The organism is Acidovorax sp. ACV02, assembly GCF_014851475.1.
GTDB lineage: Bacteria > Pseudomonadota > Gammaproteobacteria > Burkholderiales > Burkholderiaceae_C > Acidovorax > Acidovorax delafieldii.
In genome coordinates, this window is record NZ_JACUZU010000005.1 from 180,218 (window position 1) to 201,320 (window position 21,103).

The window sequence follows — 21,103 nt, forward strand, 5'->3', positions numbered from 1 at the left end:
CGGGCTGCCTTTTTGGCGGGATCGCAGGGGCGAATTACTTCGCTGCGGTCTTGCCGAAACGGTTGCGGAAGCGCTCCACGCGGCCACCCATGTTGTCCACGGACTTTTGCGTGCCGGTGTAGAAGGGGTGCGATTCAGAAGAGGTATCCAGCTTGAACAGCGGGTATTCCTTGCCTTCGTGGGTTTCGGTTTCCTTGGTGTTCACGCACGAGCGGGTCACGAACTTGAAACCGTTGGACAGGTCCACGAACAGAACTTCGCGGTAGTTGGGGTGAATGCCTTCTTTCATGATCTTCCTTTGAGTCAACTGCGGGAGCCGCACCGGCCAGTCCGATGTACTTTCCGCAAGAAAAAGCCCTCTATTATTGCACAGGCTGAGAATTAGCCCCCGCGACGCATCATGTCGAAGAAGTCCACATTGGTCTTGGTGGCCTTCATGTTCTTGATCATGAGCTCCATGGACTCGATTTCGTCCATGTTGTACATGAACTGGCGAAGGATGCGGGTCTTTTGCAGGATCTCGGGGGCCAGAAGCAGTTCTTCGCGGCGGGTGCCGCTCTTGTTGAGCTCGATGGCAGGGAACACGCGCTTTTCGTACAGGCGGCGGTTCAGGTGGATTTCGCAGTTGCCCGTGCCCTTGAATTCTTCAAAGATCACTTCATCCATGCGGCTGCCGGTATCGACCAGCGCCGTGGCGATGATGGTGAGCGAGCCACCTTCCTCAACTTTGCGCGCAGCGCCAAAGAAGCGCTTGGGGCGCTGGAGTGCGGCGGCATCCACACCGCCAGACAGCACCTTGCCGCTCGACGGCACGACGTTGTTGTAGGCGCGGGCCAGGCGGGTGATGGAGTCCAGCAGGATCACCACGTCCTTCTTGAGCTCGACCAGGCGCTTGGCGCGCTCGATCACCATCTCGGCCACGTGCACGTGGCGGGCGGCGGGCTCGTCGAAGGTGGAGGCGATGATCTCTCCCTTGACCGTGCGCTGCATTTCGGTCACTTCTTCAGGGCGCTCGTCCACCAGCAGCACCATCAGGTGCACGTCGGGGTTGTTGGCCGTAATGGCGTGGGCGATGTGCTGCATCATCACCGTCTTGCCGCTCTTGGGCGGCGCGACGATCAGCGCACGCTGGCCGCGGCCAATGGGCGCGATGATGTCGATGATGCGGCCGGTGATGTTCTCTTCGCTCTTGACGTCGCGCTCCAGTCGCATCTGCTCCTTGGGGAACAGGGGCGTCAGGTTCTCGAACATGACCTTGTGCTTGTTTTGCTCTGGGGGGCCGTCGTTGACCTTGTCGAGCTTGGTCAGTGCAAAGTAGCGCTCGCCGTCCTTGGGCGTGCGCACTTCGCCTTCGATCATGTCGCCGGTGTGCAGGTTGAAGCGACGCACCTGGCTGGGGCTGATGTAGATATCGTCCGTGCTGGCGGTGAAGCTGGTGTCCGGGCTGCGCAGAAAGCCGAAGCCATCAGGCAGGATTTCCAGCACGCCGTCTGCAAACACCTGCTCACCCGCCTTGGCGCGCTTCTTGATGATGGCAAACATCAACTCCTGCTTGCGCATGCGGCCCGTGTTTTCGATTTCGAGTTCTTCGGCCTGCTTCAGGACTTCAGACACGTGCAGTGCCTTGAGTTCGTTTAAGTGCATGGATTGACTCCTTGGCGGAGCTGGTATGAATCTTGGGGGAGGTGGGCTGATGCCGAATGGGCTGCTGTTTGCAGGTCCGGCTCGCCAGGGATCTTGGTCCGGCTGCCAATGCATGCAGCCCGGTGATCTGTCGGAATTATGACAGGAAAAAATGCGGGGGCCTCAGGGGCGCAAGGTGTGAGGTTGCGCAACTGCCAGCGTGTTGTTTCCCCGCAGGTCTATCGCTTAACAAAAAAGCCCCATCGGCATTCGTACCGAGGGGGCTTGGGGCAGTGGGTCAGGCCAGTTGTTGGTCGATGAAGGCGGTCAACTGGGCCTTGCTCATCGCGCCGACCTTGGTGGCTGCCAGCTGGCCATCCTTGAACAGCATCAGGGTGGGGATGCCGCGGATGCCGAACTTGGCGGGGATTTCGCGGTTCTCGTCCACGTTCATCTTGGCGATCTGCAGCTTGCCTTGGTAGGTGCCTGCGACTTCGTCCAGGATGGGCGCAATCATCTTGCAGGGGCCGCACCACTCAGCCCAGTAGTCCACCAGCACGGCGGAGCCCGGTTGGAGCACGTCGGCTTCAAAGCTGGCGTCGGAGACATGTTTGATGAGTTCGCTGGCCATGGCGGAATTCCTTGATTTTGGGCGGGTTGCGACCGGTGTACGTTTAAAGTCTGGGCATTGTGACAGAAACCAATCCCACGTTCACCGCTGTGGCCGGGTCTTGCGACGCTATGACAGTCATAGCGAAAAGCGATCAAACCAGTGGATTTGCGGCCGCAAGCACCGCCCTCTGGCAACGCGCACTGGCCCGGGTGGCCGCGCATGCCCAAGCCCATGGTGCCCATTTGGCGCGCACGGTGGTGCTGGTGCCCTACGCCCAGCTCATGCCCTGGGCGCAGCGCCATTGGGTTCAGCAGTTCCCGCAGAGCTTTGCACCACGTTTTGAAACCACCCTCAACTGGGCTCGCCAGCTGCAAGCGTTTGAGCCCACGGGCGACGACCTGGCGGGCGACGTTGCGCGCGACACGCTCACCGCCCGCACCTTGCTCGACCGCGTGGGGCAGGGCGGGCAGCGCGAGGTGCTGGCCACGCCACTGCAGGAGGCTGCAGCCCAATTGGCCCCGGTGATTGCTGCCGTGCCCCCAGCCCTACGTGCTGCCTGGGGTGACGAGGCACGGAAGCTGCTGGCCACGCCGGAAGAAGGTACCGCACTGCATTACGAGGCCCTGGTGGCTCTCCTGGCGCTGGAATGGGCACTGGCATCGCGCTACGCGACCGATGTGCTGTTTGAGCCCGGCGTTCGCGGGGCGGTGGATGCGCTGGTGGTGCTGGAGGGATTTCAGTCTGACACGCTGACCCGGGCCCTGCAGGCGCATTGGGGCGAGCAAGGTGTGTGCATTGCGCTCCCCGCGTTGGTCGGTGATGCGGGTTCACCACCGCAGTGGGCCCTGCACGCCGCAACGGACGCCGAAGACGAGGCGCACCGTGCTGCGGCCTGTGTGCTGCGTCATGTCGAGCAGGGGCGGGTGCCCGTGGCCCTCGCTGCCACTGACCGCGCACTGATCCGCCGTGTCCTGGCCCACCTGGACAGCAGTGGCGTATTGGTGCGCGACGAAAGCGGCTGGATTCTGTCCACCACGCGCGCCGCTTCACGGGTCATGGCCGTGCTGCAGGCGGCTGCGTGGAATGCCTCTTCCAACGAGGTGCTGGACTGGGTCAAACACACCCCAGCGCTGATGCCTGGCGAGGTCAATCGCCTGGAGCAATGGCTGCGCAAAGGTGTGGTGCAGCACTGGAGCGCCGCCGCCCAGTGGGGTTTGAAGGGCGACGTAGGTGCGCAGCCCCACCTGGCCCGCACCGTGGCCACCGTAGAAGCATGGCGCAACACCCTGCGCGCTGCACGGCCCCTGGCGCAGTGGCTACCCGCCTTGCGCACGGTGCTGGAGCAGGCCGGCCAATGGCAGGGTCTGCAGGCCGACCCTGCTGGCATGCGGGTGCTGGCAGCCCTGCGCCTTCAGGACGGTCAGCAGTCAGAGCTGGACGGCTGGGGCGACAGTGCGGGCCGCCGCATGACACTGGCCGAATTCACCCGTTGGGCCAAAGACGTGCTGGAGGCCGGGCGCTATGTGGCCGCGCAGGCGGCTGGCGCCCCCGTGGTGGTGGTGCCCATGCCGCAACTGCTGGGCCGCCCCTTCGCCGCCGCCGTGTTGCCGGGTTGCGACGAAAAGCGCCTGCAACCTGCTCCCGAACCCGCTGGCGACTGGACACAGGCCCAGCGCGAGGCATGGGGCCTGCCTACGCGCCAGTCGCTGGAGGCTGCCCAGCGTGCCGCCTGGGCCCATGCCCTGCGCACGCCGGTGGTGGATGTGCTGTGGCGCACCGGTGACGAAGGCGGTGAGCCCTTGCTGGCCAGCGCGCTGGTACTGGCCCTGCAGCTGGATGGTGCCGCCCTGCCGGGAGCCGATGAGCGCGGTGCGCGCGAGGTGGTCGCCACTCCCACGCTACGCCCCTTGCCTGTGGGCCAGGCGCTGCCGGTGACCCACCTGTCATCCACGGCGTATTCCGATTTGCGCCACTGCCCTTACCGCTTCTTTGCCCAGCGCCAGCTGGGCCTGCGCGAGGCAGACGAGCTGGATGCCGAAGTGGACAAGCGGGACTTTGGCACCTGGCTGCACGCGGTACTGCAGCACTTTCACGAAGCCTTGCTGGCGGAGCCGACCGATGGTCTGGATGAGCGCCGTGCGCGCATGGACGCCGCCGCCGAGGCTGTCACCCGCGAGCAGCGTTTGCAAGACGGCGACTTCCTGCCCTTTGCCGCAGGCTGGACGCAACTGCGCGACGGCTACCTGCAATGGCTGGCAGGGCATGAGCAACAGGGCGCCACCTTCCGCCAGGCCGAGGTCAAGGCCCGCCAGCCGCTGGGCGAACTGGAGCTGGTCGGCACCCTCGACCGCATCGATGGCGTCTCGTCCACCGGCGAGCCCACGGTGCTGGTGATTGACTACAAAACCGAAAGCGACAGCGTGACCCGCCAGCGTATCAAGTCCGGGGCGGAGGACACGCAACTGGCCTTCTACGCCGCCTTGCTGAGCCACGACACCTTGCGCGCTGCCTACGTCAACGTGGGCGAGCGCGGCGAGACGCAGCTACACGAACAGGACGAAGTGGTGCACCTGCGCGATGTGCTGATCGAAGGCATCCAGCACGACATGGCCCGCATCGCCGCCGGTGCGCCGCTGCCCGCGCTGGGTGAGGGCTCGGTGTGTGACTACTGCGCCGTGCGTGGCCTGTGCCGCAAAGACATGTGGGCCGATGCCGAGCAGGCGTTGCCCGCGCAAGAGACGCCATGACCGTCAGCATTCCACAACCCACCCAGGCCGCCTATGAACACAACGGCCGCCCCGTCTCGCGCGAGGCCTTCTATGCCATTGCCTGCGACCCTGCCCGCAGCGTGGCGGTGGAGGCCTGCGCGGGTGCGGGCAAGACCTGGATGCTGGTCTCGCGCATGCTGCGAGCGCTGCTCGACGGCTGCGCGCCGCACGAGATCCTGGCCATCACCTTCACCAAAAAGGCCGCGGGCGAGATGCGCCAGCGCCTGCAAGAATGGTTGGAGCAGTTCAGCCACAAGCCGCTCGAAGAACTCACGGCCGAGCTGATTGCACGCGGAATCAGCCCCCAAGGCGCGCTGGAAAAGCGCGAGGCGCTACAAAATCTATACCGCCAGCTGCTCGAAGCGGGTCGCCCGGTGCAAATCCGCACTTTCCACAGCTGGTTCGCCGCGCTGCTGGGCACGGCCCCGCTGGCGCTGCTGCAGCAACAGGGCCTGCCCGCGCACTTTGAGCTGCTCGAAGACGATGCCGAGGCCGTGCGCGAGGTCTGGCCCCCGTTCTTGCAGACCGTGGCCGACAGCGCCAGCCTGCGTGCCGACTACGAAGCCGTGGTGGCCCGCCATGGCCGCTCGCAAACGCACAAGGCCCTGGCAGCGGCGCTGGCCAAGCGGGTGGAGTTCGATCTGGCGGACGAGGCAGGTGTGGTTGATGCCTCGGTGCCGCCGTTCCAGCAGGCCTACCCCGAACTGGCCGCGTTGACCGAGCCCGCCGATGCTTTGCAGACCGAAGCTGCTCTTCAGCGCTGGCGCAGCCGTGCCAGCGCACTGGGCGCGGAGGCCAACAAGACCCCTCAGAAAGCGGCGGACGCCATCATCGACGCGCTGGCCTGCGCCGACCTGAACCAGCGCCTGGACCAATTGCGCCGTGCGATGTTCGTGGCCAAGGAAGACCGCCTGTCCAAGAACCTCGAGAAGTTCCCCGCCGCGCAAGAAGCCGAGCCCGAGCTGCGGCGCCTGCTGACCGCTCGCCGCCAGCACGAAGCCTGGCAGCACCAGCAGCGCATGGCCCGGCTGGCGCGCTGCCTGATTGCGCAGTTTGTGGCCGTCAAGCAGCAGCACGGCTGGGTGGACATGAACGATGTGGAGCGCACGGCCCTGGTCATGCTGGCCGACCCGGTGCTCAGTGGCTGGGTGCAGGAGCGGCTCGATGCCCGCATTCGCCACCTGCTGGTCGATGAGTTCCAGGACACCAACCCGCTGCAGTGGCAGGCGCTGCACGCGTGGCTGTCAGGCTATGCGGGCTCGGGCGGCGGGTCTGCCGCGCCCAGCGTGTTCATCGTGGGTGACCCCAAGCAGAGCATCTACCGCTTTCGCCGCGCCGAGCCGCAGGTGTTCATCGCCGCGCAGGCTTTTGTGCGTGATGGGCTGGGCGGCGATTTGCTGAGCTGCGACCACACACGCCGCAACGCGCAGGGCGTGATCGGTGCCGTCAACGCCGTGATGGGTGAGGCCCAGGCGCTGCACGAGACCAGCGGATTCCGCGACCACACCACAGAATCCAAGCATCCCGGCCAGTTGCTGCGCCTGCCCGCCATCACCGATGCGGACGGCGACAGCCAAGGCGCAGGCCGCGACGCCCTGGCCTGGCGCGATAGCCTGACCGAACCCCGGCACGAGGCCGAAGAAACCCAGCGCATGCGCGAATGCACCCAGGCCGCCGCCTGGGTGGCCGCGCAGATCGCCAGCGGCACGCCGCCCAAAGAAGTGCTGGTGCTGGCCCGCAAGCGCGACCGCCTGGCCAGCATGCAAGACGCCCTGCGCGCCCTGCACCTGCCCTGTGTGCAGCCCGAAAAAGCCGACCTGTTTGACGCGCCCGAGGTGCAGGACATGGTGGCGCTGCTCGACGTGCTGGTATCGCCCACACACGACCTGTCTTTGGCCCGCGCGCTCAAGTCACCCCTGTTTGGCCTGGGCGACGACGCGCTGGTCGCGCTGGCGTTGTTGCGCCGCCAGCCGGAACACGCGGGCTGTAGCTGGTTTGATTTGCTATTGAAAAGTGAGCTGCTAGCGCATGAATATCAAGCGCTTGGAGCTATTTTGGCCCAATATCAGACGTGGGTGGGTACTTTGCCGCCCCACGACGCGCTGCACACCATTTACGAACACGGTGACGTGCTGGCCCGCTTTGCTGCCGCAGCACCGGTCACCCAGCGCCAGTCGGTGCAGGCCAATCTGCGCGCACTGCTGGCGGCATCGCTGCAGCACGACGGGGGGCGCTACCTCACGCCCTATGCCTTTGTGCGGGCCATGAAAAAGGGCGGTGTGCGCGCCCCAGGCCGGGCGGATGCGCAGGCCATCCGCTTGCTGACGGTGCACGGTGCCAAGGGGCTGGAGGCCGATTGCGTGCTGCTGCTCGATACCGACACCCGTCCACAAAAGGCCGAGACCATGGGCGTGCTGGTGGACTGGCCTGGCGAGCAGGCGGTGCCGTCTGCCTTCGTCTTTTTGGCCAGCGAATCGAACCCGCCACCCAGCGCAGTGGATGCGCTCGCCGCCGAGCAGCAGGCCCGCAGCCGCGAGGAACTGAACATGCTCTACGTGGCCATGACGCGTGCCAAGCATTGCCTGGCCCTGTCATCAGTACAGCCCGGTAACTCGGCCCCCGGCAGTTGGTGGAATCGGCTTGCTCCCTTGGTCACTGAAGTGGACACGCAGGCGTTGGCCCCCGCAGAACATGCCGTAGCGACCGTAGCGCCCGCGCAGACCTTCACCATTCCCTGCCTGCCCGTGCTGCCCGAGGAGCTGCAAAGCGCGCGCGTGCAAACCGATGCGGGATTGCCAGGCGACAGCCCTGTGGCCATGCCGGGCGACGGAGAGTCCACCCCCTTGTCGCGCCAGGGCGATGCCATGCACCAGCTGCTGGAGCAAGCCGGCGTGGCTGGTGCCCCACTGGCCGACTTGCGCGCCCAGGGTTGGGCTGCCGCGCGCATTGCCCGCCTGGCTCTGGACCACGACATTGCCCCCGCTGCCGCCGAGTTGGCTGCCCGCATGGCGCAGGCCATTCTGGCGGGCGAGGGGGCCTGGGCGTGGGACGCTGCCCTGGTGCAGACCGCCATCAACGAAGCCCCGCTGCACTACCAGGGGCAGAGCCTGCGCATCGACCGCTTGGTGCAGCGTCGCGCGGCACACGCTGGCGATGCAGAGGCCGGCTGGTGGGTGCTGGATTACAAAAGCGCCACCCAACCCCAGCGCCAGCAGGCACTGGTGGCCCAGTTGCAGCGTTACCGCGAAGCCGTACAGGCCCTGATGCCGGGCGAGGTGGTGCGTGCCGCCTTTCTCACGGGCGATGGGCGGTTGGTAATGGTGGGCGATGCGCCGGGCTCAGCAGGGGCATCGGCGGCCCAGGCCCTTGTGGTGGGGCATACTCGCCCGCCCGTTGCCCCCATTGCGCCGGTTGCCCCAGCACAACCAGAGCGCGCGCCCACCGCGCCAGGCCCTGCGGATTCTCCGCAAGGCTCCCTGTTCTGACGTGCCGCCCCCCGCAACGCGCTCCTTTATTCAGCAAGGCCCTTACGTGTCCCACCCCCTTCCTCCTTCCGATACATCCCCTGCACTTGCCCAGTCTGCGGAGGCTTTGCAGTGCGACGTGGCCGTCATCGGCGGTGGCCCGGCGGGTCTCATGGCCGCAGAGGTGTTGGCCCAGGCGGGGGTGGCCGTGCACGTGTTTGACGCCATGCCTTCGGTGGGCCGCAAGTTTTTGCTCGCGGGCAAGGGCGGGCTCAACCTCACGCATTCCGAGCCGCACGCGCCTTTTGTGAGTCGCTATGCCTGGCGCGAACCACAGATTGAGCCCCTGATTCAGGCTTTTGGCGGCCCTGAGCTGCGCGCTTGGGCGCAGGGGCTGGGGGTGGAGACCTTTGTGGGCACTTCGGGTCGTGTGTTCCCCACCGACATGAAGGCCGCGCCGCTGCTGCGCGCCTGGCTGCAGCGCTTGCGCGGGCAGGGAGTGCTGTTCCACATGCGCCACCGCTGGCTGGGCTGGGCCGAGGAGGGGGTGCTGCGCTTTGCCGCACCGGCTGGCGAGGTGCGGGTGGCGGCCAAGGCGGTGGTGCTGGCGCTGGGCGGCGGCAGCTGGGCGCGCCTGGGGTCTGATGGTGCCTGGGTGCCACTGCTGGCGCAGCGCGGCGTGGCCGTGGCGCCGCTGCGCCCGTCCAACTGCGGCTTTGATGTGCTGCGTGCAGACGCACCTGCGGGCGAGACGCGCCGCGCCTTTCTGCAGGAGCTGCTGGGCCGCACGCCTGCGCCCACCGTGGGCTGGACGCCGCATTTTGCCGAGAAGTTTGTGGGCCAGCCCTTCAAGACCGTGGCGCTCAGCTTTACCGACAGCCGGGGCCACAGCTTCAGCCGTCGGGGCGAGTTTGTGGTCACGGCCACAGGGGTGGAGGGCAGCCTGGTCTATGCCGCCTCGCACCTCCTGCGCGACGAGGTGGAGGCCCATGGCCACGCCACGTTCCACCTCGATCTGCTGCCCGACCATGCGCCTGAGCGCGTGCTGGTGGAAGTGCGCCACCCGCGCGGTTCCCGGTCGCTCTCCAGCCACCTCAAGAGCCGCCTGGGCCTGGATGGCATCAAGGCGGGCATCCTGTACGAACACCTGGGCAAGGACGGAATGAACGACCCCGTGGCCCTGGCCCATGCGATCAAGGCGCTGCCCATCACCGTGGTGGCTGCGCGCCCGCTGGACGAGGCCATCAGCACGGCGGGCGGTGTGGCGTTTGAAGCGATGGACGCACACCTCATGGCGACGGCGTTACCAGGTGTGTTCTGCGCGGGAGAAATGCTGGACTGGGAGGCGCCCACCGGGGGCTATCTGCTGACCGCCAGCATGGCCAGCGGCCGTGTGGCGGGAGAGGGGGCGCTGCGCTGGCTAGGGCAGTCCGCAGGGGCTTGAGCGGCCGCTGAAGCGCACGGCGCGCTGTGGAAATACTGGAGAGAGGGAAGTTTTTGCGCGACCGCGCAAAAAGAAAGAAGAAGTTGACGAGCCTTACCCCCGGCACTGACTCCACAGTTAGGGCTGCTTGGTTCCCCACCTGACCCGGTTGGCCGCTTCACCATGCGAGGAGGCCCGTCACAGCCGATTGTACGTCGGATGAAGGCCCTGATTTTTCAGTGGCTGTTTTGTTTGCCCTGGTGGCGCCAGGGGCGCATGGCCCAGCCCGTAGAATCGACCGCATGTCCTACCTCGTGCTCGCCCGCAAGTACCGTCCCCGCAATTTCACCGAGATGGTGGGGCAGGAACATGTGGTCCAGGCCTTGTCGAATGCGCTGACCCAGCAGCGCCTGCACCACGCCTACCTGTTTACCGGTACGCGCGGCGTGGGCAAGACCACGGTGTCGCGCATCCTGGCCAAGTCGCTCAACTGCCAGGGTGCGGACGGCACTGGCGGCATCACCGCTACGCCCTGCGGCGTGTGCCAGGCCTGCACCGACATCGACAGCGGCCGCTTTGTGGACTACACCGAGCTGGACGCGGCCTCCAATCGGGGCGTGGACGAAGTGCAAAGCCTGCTGGAGCAGGCGGTCTACAAGCCGGTGCAGGGGCGCTTCAAGGTCTTCATGATCGACGAAGTGCACATGCTGACCAACACGGCGTTCAACGCCATGCTCAAGACGCTGGAAGAGCCGCCTGAGTACCTCAAGTTTGTGCTTGCCACTACGGACCCGCAGAAGGTGCCGGTCACGGTGCTGAGTCGCTGCCTGCAGTTCAACCTGCGCCCCATGGCGCCTGAAACCGTGCTCTCGCACCTCACGCAGGTGCTGGCAACCGAGAACGTGCCTGCCGAGCCCCAGGCGCTGCGCCTGCTCTCACGCGCTGCGCGGGGCTCCATGCGCGATGCACTGTCGCTGACCGACCAGGCCATTGCCTTTGGCAGCGGCCAGCTGCAGGAAGCCGGTGTGCGCCAGATGCTGGGTGCGGTGGACCGCTCCTATGTGTTCCGGCTCATCGAAGCGCTCGCCCAGGGTGACGGGAAAACCGTGGTGGAGACCTCGGACACGCTGCGCATGAACGGGCTGTCTGCCGCCTCCACGCTCGAAGAGATGAGTGCCGTGCTGCAGCGCATGGCCGTGTTCCAGGCCGTGCCCCAGATGGCCGGTGCCGTGGACGCAGACGACCCCGAGGCTGCTGAAACAGCCCGCCTGTCTGCACTGATGCCCGCCGATGAAACGCAGTTGCTCTACAGCCTGTGCCTGCACGGGCGCGGCGAGTTGGGCCTGGCGCCCGATGAGTATGCTGCGCTGACCATGGTGCTGCTGCGTCTGCTGGCTTTCAAGCCCGTCAGCGGTGCAGGGGGCGCCGGCGAATCGGCTGAAAAAAAAACTCTGACGCGGGCTGAAACGCCCCCCTCAGGCGCTGTTGCATCAACTGCAGCAGCCCCTGCTGCAGTGGTGGCCACGCCAGGGCCTGTGGGAGGGGCAGCGGTGAAGCCCCCCCAGGCCCTGCCTGTACCGTCGGCGCCTGCAGTCCCGGCCCCCGTTCCGGCAGTGGCTGCAGGCACCGCATCTTCTGGCGCCGGAGACCATCCATCAGAGTCGTTCAACGATTCTGAGCCACCCCCATGGCCAGGTTCTGACGACCCCGGTACTGTGACCACTGCGGCTGCGCCCGCTGCCACTGTGTTGCCGGTACGCACCACCGAGAGGTTTGAGCAAAATCCCGGTGTAGCGCAATCATTCAAAGCACAGAATGCTCCTGAATATGTAGCAATCCCAGTGCGTGAGTCCCCCGAGCCCGGCGAGCGGTTGCAGCCGCTTCCACTGTCTGCACCGACCCCGGTATCTGCCCGCTACACCCCCACCGAAGAGGGGGACGTCTGGCATGCCACGGTGCAGCAACTGGTGGCAGCAGAGGCCATCACGGCTCTGGTGCGCGAACTGGCCCTGCAGTCGCAGCTTGTGGCGCGCGACGGTGGTCACTGGCTGTTGCGCGTCGAGCGCGAATCGCTCAACCAGCCCACGGCGCGCGAGCGCCTGCGTGCGGCCCTTGAAGCTGCGGGCCATGCGACCCAGATCAGCGTGGAAGTGGGCGTGGTCATCGACAGCCCCGCCCGTCGCAACGCCGCCGCCGCTGCCGAGCGCCAACGCCGCGCGGAAGAAATCGTGCACAACGATCCCTTCGTGCAATCGCTGATGCGTGACTACGGCGCGAGAATCGTGCCGGGCAGCATCAAACCTGCGTGAGATGAAACACCCCCTGAGTCGCCTTTGGCGCCTTCCCCCTCTCTCGCTTCGCGGGAGGGGAACGCTCCCAGCGCGGCGGGGCGGCCCTTGCGCGGGAGCACTGGTCTGGGCAGCGGCAGTTTCGATGGCCGCTAACGGTGCAAAGCACAATACCGTGAATTTCGGATACTGAATTTCAGTCCCCACGTGGGAATCGATCAACCAGAAAGAAAGCAAAGGAAACCACACCATGTTCAACAAAGGACAACTCGCCGGCCTCATGAAGCAAGCCCAGGCGATGCAGGACAACCTCAAGAAGGCCCAGGACGAACTGGCTTTTATCGAGGTGGAGGGTGAGTCGGGCGCGGGTCTGGTGAAGGTGGTCATGACCTGCAAGCACGATGTCAAGCGCATCACCATCGACCCGAGCCTGCTGGCCGAAGACAAGGACATGCTGGAAGATCTGGTGGCGGCTGCGTTCAATGCGGCGGTGCGCAAGGCGGAGGAGACATCTTCTGAGAAGATGGGCAAGCTGACGCAAGGTATGCCAGGCCTCCCCGGCGGCATGAAATTCCCTTTCTGAGGGTTGGCTACCGAGCGGGCCATCTGCGTCGTTGGGCGGTGCTCGCCATCCTCACGTACTTCAAGTACGTTCCGGTGGCTGTGCTCCGTCCGCCTAGCAGCTGATCCCGCTCGCTACGCCCTTGAGGGCGGGGTGTGAAGGCAAGGACCACATGCCTGTTGTTTTGCTGGCATCCTTTGGGGCTGAGCTTGTCGAAGCCTTGCCCCGCTCGTTCCTCACATCTTTCCTGCATCGCTCGTTTCCATGTCCACCACCAACTCCCTCGACGTTCTGATCCAGGCGCTGCGCCGGTTGCCGGGGGTGGGGGTGAAGTCGGCGCAGCGCATGGCGTTTCATCTGTTGCAGCATGATCGCGAAGGGGCGCTGGCCCTGTCGCGGGCGCTCTCGGAAGCGGTGGGCACGGTGCACCACTGCGCGCGTTGTCATACGTTCACCGAGGCCGAGGTGTGCAGCACCTGCCTGGACCCGGAGCGCGATGCCACGCGGCTGTGTGTGGTGGAGACGCCCGCTGACCAGTCTGCGCTGGAGCGCACGGGGGCCTTCACGGGGTTGTACTTCGTGTTGATGGGGCGGCTCAGCCCGCTCGATGGTGTCGGTCCCAAGGAGATCGGCCTGCACAAGCTCATGGAGCGCGCCACGGATGGCACCGTTCAGGAGGTGATCCTGGCCACCAACTTCAATGCCGAGGGGGAGGCGACTGCGCATGTGATCAGCGAGGCGCTGAAGAGCCGTGGGTTGCATGTCACGCGGCTCGCGCGCGGCGTGCCTGTCGGCAGTGAGCTGGAGTACGTGGATCTGGGAACGATCGCGCATGCGCTGGTGGATCGCCGGTGACGCCAAGGCGCCTGCCAGCCCGTCGTCCCGACAATGTCTGCGGCTAAAATACTCTCAATTTAATAGCTACCAGCGCTTGTATTTGCTGCGCTGTTGCCCTCAAAAGCCTCGAAAATGAATACCACCTTGCACGTCGCGCGGTTCACCGTGGCCTATTGGTGCGTGCTGTTCGCAGCACTGCTGCCCATCGCTTGTGCCTGGTTGGCCAAAAGTGGCAACTTTGGCAAGTCCCGCAAAGAAGGCGGTTTTGACAACCACGATCCGCGCGGCTGGCTCTCGCGGCAGACTGACTGGCGCGGACGTGCCAACGCAGCGCAGGCCAACAGCTTTGAAGCGTTGCCGTTTTTCATCGGCGCGGTCATCATTGCGCACCTGCTGGGCGCGGGGCAGACGTTGCTGGACCTGCTGGCGTTGTTGTATGTCTTCCTGCGCATCTTCTACGTGATGATGTACGTGGCCGACATGCCGATGGCCCGCAGCGCAGTCTGGGCCGGTGGTTTTCTGGTCAATATTGCCATCCTGTTCATCGGGTACCGTTGAGCGCCCCGGGGGCGCGCCACCCGTCTTGCGGTGTGCTGCGGTTGAAGGCTGTCTATCGCGGTACGTAGTAACCCGCAGGGATTCACCCTGATGCGGTTTCGTCTGTGCTGCGGCACGATTGTTGCAATGCAGCATTGTCTTTTTGCCTGATTCCATGTCTCTGCCTCCACTCACCCGCCGCGCCTTTGGCGCCGTATCTGCCTTGTCGGCGGCTGCGGTGTGGGCGCCTGCCATTCGGGTGCGTGCGCAGACCGATGGTGCTGCTCTCGGGCGGGTGACCGTGGCGGTTGGCGGGCAGGGCGTTCTGTACCACCTGCCGCTGGCGCTGGCCGATGCGCTGGGGTACTTCCGCCAGGAAGGCCTGGACGTGGTGGTGCGGGACTATTCGGCGGGGGCGCTTGCTTGGCAGGCGGTACAGGACGGTGCGGCAGATGTCTGTTCCGGTGCCTTCGAGCACGTGTTGCGTGCGCAGGCGCGAGGTCATGCGTACCGTGCGCTGGTGCTGCAGGGGCGGGCCCCGCAGCTGGCGCTGGGTGTGTCACTGCGGTCGGTGCCTGCGTACAAGGACCTGGGCGACCTGGCGGGGCGCAAGGTGGGGGTGTCGTCGGTGGGCTCATCCACCCACCTGGCAGCCAGCCTGATGCTGATGCGTGCGGGCGTGCCGTTGCGCGATGTGGGTTTTGTGGGGGTGGGCTCGGGCACCAATGCCATGAACGCGCTGCGTTCCGGCCAGGTGCATGCACTGTGCCATGCCGATCCCATCATGACCTTGCTGGAGCAGAAGGCAGATACCCGCATCGTGGGCGATCTGCGCTCTCTCAAGGCAGCGCAGGACATGTTCGGTGGCACCATGCCCGCCAGCTGCCTGTATGCCCCGCAGGCCTTCATCCAGAAGCAGCCTGCCCAGGCCCAGGCATTGGTCAATGGCGTTGTGCATGCGCTCAAGTGGCTGCAGACGGCAGCACCGGCAGACCTGGTGAAGGCGGTGCCTCCCGCCTACCTGATGGGCGACCGGGGGCTCTATCTGGCGGCGTTCAGCCGGGTGCGCGAGACCTACTCCACCAACGGCCTGATGCCGGACGAAGGCCCGGCTACCGCACTGCGGGTGTTGTCGCGCGTGTTGCCCGAACTGGCCGAGGCCAAGGTCGAACTGGCGCGTACGTCCAGCAACGATCTGGTGCGCAAAGCCCGCCAAAAGTACAGCGTCTGACAAGCCGCTGCGGCGGGAGACACCAAGGGCCTGCTTACCTCTCCTGCGAGATCGTCAACAGGCTCTGAGGGCCCTGGCATCGACTACAGTGTCAGCCGCCTGCCCACCTGCCACTGCACCGCAATCACAACGTGCGATACGCATCGCGCAGGCTACGTACGCAGCAGTTGTGCTGCGCCATTCCCGTGCCATTTTTCAAGGACTATCCACCATGTCGCTGAGCCTCAGCATCGGCCCGCTCGTCTCCCTGATCGCAGGCATCCTCATCCTGGTCATGCCGCGTTTGCTCAGCACCATCGTGGCGCTTTATCTCATCATCATGGGAATCCTGGGGCTGCTGGGCATGCACACGCTCCGGTTCTGATGCATGGGCCCAGCGACCGGCCAAGCAATGCCGGGCTCGCCAGTCCCACGCGGCTTTGCTGAGGCGCCTGCGGCTCAGCGGCGCTTGACCTTGGAGGGGGATCCGCCACGCCGCGCAGGCGCTGGAGCCTGCCGTTTGCCCGCGGTGGCGGCCGATGCGCGAACGCTGCCGCCGCTGCTGCGCGCTTGACTCTGGCGCACCGGCAGATACACCACAATCTGCTGGCCCACCTTGAATGCGGCATTCGCCCGCACATCGTTCCAGTCCGCCACGTTGGCGGCTGCCAACTTGTAGCGCCGCGCAATGCTGGCCACCGTGTCGCCCTTGCCGGCCCGCACCGTGGTGCGGCGGGTGACGATCTCGGGGGTAAGGCTCAGTTGGCCGTTGTCGGCCAAGTGGGACGACACGTCTTGCCGGGTGGTGGTGGAGCGGGGCACCATCAGCGCCGAGCCTGCTTTGATGAGCATGCGCGGCGGGATGTTGTTCATGCTGCGCAGATCCGCCTCGCTCATGCCGGCACGTTGTGCCGCCTCGGCCACCGTCATGGTGGTGGGCACAGACCACACGGTCCAGCTCGCGTACTGGCCTTCACGCTTGGCCTCCAGGTTGCGCTGGAAGACCTTGGCGTTGTCCCAGGGCAGCAGGATTTGTGGCGTCCCGGCGGCGAGGATCACGGGTCGCTTGTACGACGGGTTGAGGGCACGGAAATCTTCCTCGCGAATACCCGCCAGTGTGGCCACCAGCGACACATCGATGTCGTGCGTGATGTCCACGGTCTGGAAGTAGGGGTGGTTCTCGATCAGGGGCAGTTCGGTGCGGAAGGCATCGGGGTTGGCAACGATGTTCTTGACCGCCTGCAGCTTGGGCACATACATGCGGGTCTCCGCAGGCATGTTCAGGTCGGTGTAAGTGGTGCCCAGGCCCAGCTTCTGGTTGCGGGCAATGGCCCGGCTTACGCTGCCTTCACCCCAGTTATAGGCGGCCAGGGCAAGGTGCCAGTCGCCAAACATGCCGTAGAGTTTTTGCAGGTAGTCGAGTGCCGCCCGGGTGGACGCCAGCACGTCGCGACGGTCGTCGCGGAAGGCGTTCTGCTTGAGGTCGAAATAATTGCCCGTAGCGGGCATGAACTGCCACATGCCTGCGGCCTTGGCGCTCGATACTGCTTGGGGGTTGAACGCGCTTTCAATGTAGGGCAGCAGCGCCAGTTCGGTCGGCAGCCCCCGGCGTTCCAGCTCTTCAACAATATGGAACAGGTACTTGCTGGAACGCTCCGTCATGCGCTGCATGTAGTCGGGGCGCGTGGCGTACCACTGCTCGCGGTCCTGTACCAGCTCATGCTGCAGGTCGGGCATGGCAAAGCCGCGCCGGATGCGGTCCCACAAGTCGGCGGGGGCCGAGAGCGATGCCACCTCGCCACTCGTGGCTTGCGCGGCAGTGATGGGTTTGAGCGGGCCGTTGGGGATGACAGGGGTGTGGGGCGACGCAGGGCCCTTGGTGCCGGTGGTGTTTCCGCTGGCGGACGCCTGGTCGGGCGTCGAGCCCGTAGTGGCGCAGCCTGTCAGCCACAAAAGGCCGGCCAGGCAGGCAATGTGCAAAATTTTCATCGGAACTCGTTTTTCCATTGACGCAGCGCGGCCAGCACCGCTACGGCGTCGTCAAGGGGCACCTGCGCGTCGTAGCCCTGGGCGGCTTGCGCCACCGGGCCCTGCCGCACGCGCAGAAAGGGGTTGATGTCTCGCTCCAGCGCCATGTGCGAAGGCAGTGTGGGCTGGTTCTGCGCCCGCAGGGCTTCGCATTGGCTGCTGTAGTGGAGCAGGGCGGCGTTGTCAGGTTCCACGGCCCGCGCAAACTTCAGGTTAGACAGTGTGTACTCGTGGGTGCAACACACCCGGGTGTTGCCAGGCAGTGCCGCCAGCCGGTCCAGCGAGTCGAGCATTTGCGCAGGTGTGCCTTCAAACAGCCGGCCACAACCGCCTGAGAACAGCGTATCCCCACAAAAAAGCAGGGGCGCTCCGTCCATCTCGCGACAGTAGTAGGCAATGTGGCCCGCCGTGTGCCCTGGCACGTCGATGACCTGGAACTGCAGCCCCAGCGCGTTGACGGTATCGCCTTGCGCCAGCCGCTCCAGCGGCTCGGGCATGCGCTCCCGCGCTGGGCCATACACCCGTGCACCGGTGGCTTGGCGCAGGGCATCGACTCCGCCGACATGATCGGCATGGTGGTGCGTGACTAGAATGGCTTGCAATGACAGGCCCCAGCGGTGCAAGGCCTGCTCCACCGGCGCGGCTTCTCCCGGGTCCACAACGATGGCCTGGCGGCCGTCGTGCAGCATCCAGATGTAGTTGTCGGTAAAGGCGGGCAGCGGTAGCAAGTTCATGAGCGATCAAATTATAGGTTTGCACCACTGGTTCGACTCCCCCCCTGGCCGCTACCTGCTGGCATGGGAGCAGGCACGCTTTGACGAGGCGGTGGCCGATATTTTTGGCTACCACAGTCTCCAGCTCGGCATGCCGCTGCTGGACGGCCTGCGCGCCAACCGCATGCCCCACCAGTGGCTGGCGATGGGGCAGGAGGCCGTGGAGGGCTCCATCGCCTTTGTGGAGACCGGTGATGACGATGGGCCGCTGCAGCGCCGCGCGGTGGACCTGCTCACCGAGCCTGTGGCCTTGCCCTTCCCCGCAGCGAGCCTGGACCTGCTGGTGTTGCCCCACACGCTGGAGTTGAGCATCGACCCCCATGCCGCGCTGCGCGAGGTGGAGCGGGTGCTGGTCCCTGAAGGGCGTGTGGTCATCAGCGGCCTGAACCCCACCAGCCTGTGGGGCCTGCGGCAGCGGCGTGCGCGGCTGTACCAGCGCCTGGGGCGGGGCACGCTGTACCTGCCCGACGTGGGCGAGTTCATCGGCTATCGCCGCCTGCGCGATTGGCTGCGGCTTTTGAACTTCGAGGTCGAATCTGCCCGGTTTGGCTGTTATCGTCCAGCGGTACGCAGCGCGCAGTGGCTGGAGCGTTTTGGCTGGATGGACCCTCTGGGTGAAAAGTGGTGGCCCATTCTGGGTGCCGCGTATTTCCTGGTCGCCGTCAAACGGGTGCATGGCATGCGTTTGCTGGAGCCCGCCTGGCGCACCCAGCGTCAGCGTGCTGCGGGCTCCGTGCCCGTCGCCAACCGGGTGACCCAACGCGTGGACAATCCTTCGCGGGCTGCGCCTGCTGCGGCTCGACACAAGCCTTGAGCACAGCCTTCTGCGGTTGCCACGGGCTTCCATGCCCGGTCGTAGCAACCAATCACCACATTGTCAGGAACAGAGTTTGAACCAGGTAGAGATTTACACCGATGGTGCCTGCAAGGGCAACCCAGGCCCCGGCGGGTGGGGCGTGTTGCTGCGCTCCGGCGCGACCGAAAAAGAGCTGTTTGGCGGCGAACTGGGTACCACCAACAACCGCATGGAGCTGATGGCGGTGATTGAGGCGCTGTCGGCCCTCAAGCGCCCCTGTGCCGTGACGCTGTACCTGGACAGCGAGTACGTGCGCAAGGGCATTACCGAGTGGATCCATGGCTGGAAGGCCAAGGGCTGGCGCACGGCCTCCAAGCAGCCGGTCAAGAACGTGGAGCTGTGGCAGCGGCTGGATGCGCTGGTCAGCACTGGCGGCCACCGGATCGAATGGCGCTGGGTGAAAGGGCATTCGGGCGACCCGGGCAATGAGCGGGCCGACGCGCTGGCCAACCGGGGCGTGGACCAGGCCCTGGGCCGCAGGTAGATCCATCGCCAGCTGCTCACCGCATGCAAGCCTCTTCGGAGGCTTTTTTTGTGCCCGCGTCCGATGCGGCCAGTACGGCCATCACACACCAGCGGCGAATGCTCCGGGGATATTGCTGCGGGTGGCTGCGGCTGCACAAACCCACTGTTACATTGTGTGACTGCGCATCCCACCTCACTGGATTGATTGACCCATGGCGTCCAAGAGCAAGTACAAGTACCTCGTTTTCGCTGTCATCGGCATCGCTGCCGCATCGGGCGCTGCCTGGTGGCTGCAGAAGCCCGTGCAGTCGCAGCAGCGTGCCGAGGCCGGGGCGGGCGGTGCAGGCGCTGGCGCATCGGCTGGTGGCACCGCGCCCGCTGGTTCTGGCCGCCCCGTGGCCGTGGAAACGGTGACCGTGCGGCAGATGGCGCTGCGCGACGATGCCGAAGCCGTGGGAAGCCTGCGGTCGCGCCAGAGCGTGATGCTGCGGCCCGAGGTGGGCGGGCGCGTCACCCAGCTCAACTTCCGTGACGGCCAGCGTGTGCGGCGCGGGCAAGTGCTGGTGCAGCTGGATGACCAGTTGCCGCGTGCGCAGATCCAGCAAAGCCAGGCCGAGTTGTCGATTGCGCGGGCCAACCACAAGCGCAATCAGGAGCTGGTGGCCCAGGGCTTCATCAGCCAGCGTTCGGTGGACGAGAGTGCGGCCAACCTCGAAGTGGCCCAGGCCAAGCTGGCTTTGGCCCAGGCCACGGCCCAGCGCCTGAAGATCCTGGCCCCGTTCGATGGCATCGCAGGCATTCGGGGCGTGAACGTGGGCGACTACCTCAAGGACGGGGCCGATATCGTCAACATCGAAGACCTTGATGCGGTGTATGTCGATTTCCGCCTGCCCGAGCGGTTGCAGGGCAAGGTGCGCCCGGGGCAGACCGCGCAGGTCACGTTTGATGCACTGCCGGGCGCGCGTTACGCCGCCGTGGTGCAGGCCATCAGCCCACAGATCGATGCAGATGGGCGGGCCATCGCGGTGCGTGGCTGCATCGACAACCGCCGCCTGCAGCTGCGCCCCGGCATGTTTGCGCGGGTGACGACCGTGTTTTCCGAACGCAGCGACGCGCTTGTGGTGCCCGAGGAAGCCATCGTGCCTGACGGCACCAGCCCCTATGTGCTCAAGGTGGTGGAAGGCAAGGAGCCCAGCAGCAAGGTGACGCGCCGCACGCCGGTCAAACTGGGCGTCCGTTCACCTGGGTGGGTGGAGGTGGTGGACGGCTTGAGCGCCGGAGACCTGGTGGTCACGGCGGGCCAGCAGCGCATCCGCAAGGACGGCACCGAGGTGCGCGTGGTGGAGCTGGGCAAGCAGGGTAACGGTGGTGCGGCGGCCGCAGCAACGCGGCCGGCTTCGGCCGCTTCAGGTGCTGCGACTGGGGCGGGCCAAAAGGCATCGCCGGTGGCTGATGCGCCTGCGCCGAGCACCTCTGCGGCATCGGCATCTCCATCTCCTGCTGCCGCCCCCTCGGGAGGCCGCGTGATGGCGGCTCGCAGCGAAACCGATCCGCTGCCCGGCCCCAACCCTTGCCAGCTGGCCGGAACCTCCAGCCGGTCCACGCCCACTGGCAGCCGCCCTCCCGTCTGACGGACTGCCTGTCCTTACCCTCTGA

The 21,103-nt window shown here is 65.8% G+C and carries 17 protein-coding genes and 1 other RNA gene; 12 read left to right on the top strand and 6 right to left on the bottom strand.

The window, feature by feature from the left end; translation table 11 throughout:
- Positions 1-34 precede the first annotated feature (34 nt).
- From IB236_RS13715 to trxA, 3 genes are all read right to left on the bottom strand, one after another.
- The gene (locus IB236_RS13715) at positions 35-289 is read right to left on the bottom strand and encodes a type B 50S ribosomal protein L31 (RefSeq protein WP_015013594.1); all 255 of its coding nucleotides are present in this window, start codon (positions 287-289) and stop codon (positions 35-37) included.
- A 92-nt stretch (positions 290-381) separates the two neighbouring features.
- Positions 382-1,644: a transcription termination factor Rho gene (rho, locus tag IB236_RS13720; RefSeq protein ID WP_056067265.1), complete on the bottom strand. Its 1,263-nt coding sequence runs from the start codon at positions 1,642-1,644 to the stop codon at positions 382-384.
- Positions 1,645-1,921: 277 nt separating this feature from the next.
- A complete protein-coding gene (gene trxA, locus IB236_RS13725) occupies positions 1,922-2,254 on the bottom strand; it encodes a thioredoxin TrxA (protein WP_008906761.1) in 333 nt (110 codons plus the stop codon).
- A gap of 110 nt (positions 2,255-2,364) precedes the next feature.
- Between trxA and IB236_RS13730 the strand changes: the two genes are divergently transcribed.
- The 3 genes from IB236_RS13730 to IB236_RS13740 all read left to right on the top strand — a co-directional run bounded on the left by IB236_RS13730 (position 2,365) and on the right by IB236_RS13740 (position 9,912).
- Entirely contained in the window at positions 2,365-4,983 is a 2,619-nt protein-coding gene (locus tag IB236_RS13730) for a PD-(D/E)XK nuclease family protein (RefSeq protein WP_192421189.1), read from the top strand.
- The gene (locus IB236_RS13735) at positions 4,980-8,489 is read left to right on the top strand and encodes an exodeoxyribonuclease V subunit beta (RefSeq protein WP_192421190.1); all 3,510 of its coding nucleotides are present in this window, start codon (positions 4,980-4,982) and stop codon (positions 8,487-8,489) included. Before IB236_RS13730 ends, IB236_RS13735 begins: the two co-directional genes overlap by 4 nt.
- Positions 8,490-8,595: 106 nt before the next feature.
- The gene (locus IB236_RS13740; RefSeq protein WP_225581169.1) at positions 8,596-9,912 is read left to right on the top strand and encodes a TIGR03862 family flavoprotein; all 1,317 of its coding nucleotides are present in this window, start codon (positions 8,596-8,598) and stop codon (positions 9,910-9,912) included.
- Between the two features lie 82 nt (positions 9,913-9,994).
- Here IB236_RS13740 and ffs read toward each other — a convergent pair.
- Positions 9,995-10,091, bottom strand: an RNA gene (gene ffs, locus IB236_RS13745) — signal recognition particle sRNA small type.
- A gap of 102 nt (positions 10,092-10,193) precedes the next feature.
- Here ffs and dnaX point away from each other — a divergent pair.
- The 6 genes from dnaX (at position 10,194) to IB236_RS13775 (ending at position 15,710) form a co-directional block, all read left to right on the top strand.
- A complete protein-coding gene (gene dnaX / locus IB236_RS13750) occupies positions 10,194-12,200 on the top strand; it encodes a DNA polymerase III subunit gamma/tau (RefSeq protein ID WP_192421191.1) in 2,007 nt (668 codons plus the stop codon).
- Positions 12,201-12,429: 229 nt separating this feature from the next.
- On the top strand, positions 12,430-12,762 hold the full coding sequence (locus IB236_RS13755) for a YbaB/EbfC family nucleoid-associated protein (RefSeq protein ID WP_055398201.1): 333 nt from the start codon (positions 12,430-12,432) through the stop codon (positions 12,760-12,762).
- A gap of 243 nt (positions 12,763-13,005) precedes the next feature.
- Positions 13,006-13,596 (top strand): recombination mediator RecR, encoded by a 591-nt coding sequence (gene recR, locus IB236_RS13760; protein WP_192421192.1) that lies wholly within the window; start codon positions 13,006-13,008, stop codon positions 13,594-13,596.
- A 114-nt stretch (positions 13,597-13,710) separates the two neighbouring features.
- On the top strand, positions 13,711-14,136 hold the full coding sequence (locus IB236_RS13765) for an MAPEG family protein (RefSeq protein ID WP_056743563.1): 426 nt from the start codon (positions 13,711-13,713) through the stop codon (positions 14,134-14,136).
- 154 nt (positions 14,137-14,290) lie between these two features.
- Complete coding sequence (locus tag IB236_RS13770) at positions 14,291-15,346, top strand: ABC transporter substrate-binding protein (RefSeq protein ID WP_116749524.1); 1,056 nt, start codon at positions 14,291-14,293, stop codon at positions 15,344-15,346.
- 211 nt (positions 15,347-15,557) lie between these two features.
- Entirely contained in the window at positions 15,558-15,710 is a 153-nt protein-coding gene (locus IB236_RS13775; RefSeq protein ID WP_015013605.1) for a DUF3096 domain-containing protein, read from the top strand.
- A gap of 74 nt (positions 15,711-15,784) precedes the next feature.
- Here IB236_RS13775 and IB236_RS13780 read toward each other — a convergent pair whose 3' ends face one another.
- Positions 15,785-17,314: a transglycosylase SLT domain-containing protein gene (locus tag IB236_RS13780; RefSeq protein ID WP_192421193.1), complete on the bottom strand. Its 1,530-nt coding sequence runs from the start codon at positions 17,312-17,314 to the stop codon at positions 15,785-15,787.
- Positions 17,311-18,087 (bottom strand): hydroxyacylglutathione hydrolase, encoded by a 777-nt coding sequence (gloB, locus tag IB236_RS13785; protein ID WP_192421194.1) that lies wholly within the window; start codon positions 18,085-18,087, stop codon positions 17,311-17,313. The genes IB236_RS13780 and gloB overlap by 4 nt, the downstream gene beginning before the upstream one ends.
- Between gloB and IB236_RS13790 the strand changes: the two genes are divergently transcribed.
- From IB236_RS13790 to IB236_RS13800, 3 genes are all read left to right on the top strand, one after another.
- Complete coding sequence (locus IB236_RS13790; protein ID WP_225581147.1) at positions 18,086-18,940, top strand: class I SAM-dependent methyltransferase; 855 nt, start codon at positions 18,086-18,088, stop codon at positions 18,938-18,940. The two genes, gloB and IB236_RS13790, sit on opposite strands and share 2 nt — an antisense overlap.
- Positions 18,941-19,016: 76 nt before the next feature.
- Complete coding sequence (gene rnhA, locus IB236_RS13795; protein ID WP_015013609.1) at positions 19,017-19,466, top strand: ribonuclease HI; 450 nt, start codon at positions 19,017-19,019, stop codon at positions 19,464-19,466.
- 193 nt (positions 19,467-19,659) lie between these two features.
- Positions 19,660-21,078: an efflux RND transporter periplasmic adaptor subunit gene (locus IB236_RS13800; protein WP_192421195.1), complete on the top strand. Its 1,419-nt coding sequence runs from the start codon at positions 19,660-19,662 to the stop codon at positions 21,076-21,078.
- The last annotated feature ends 25 nt before the right edge of the window (positions 21,079-21,103 follow it).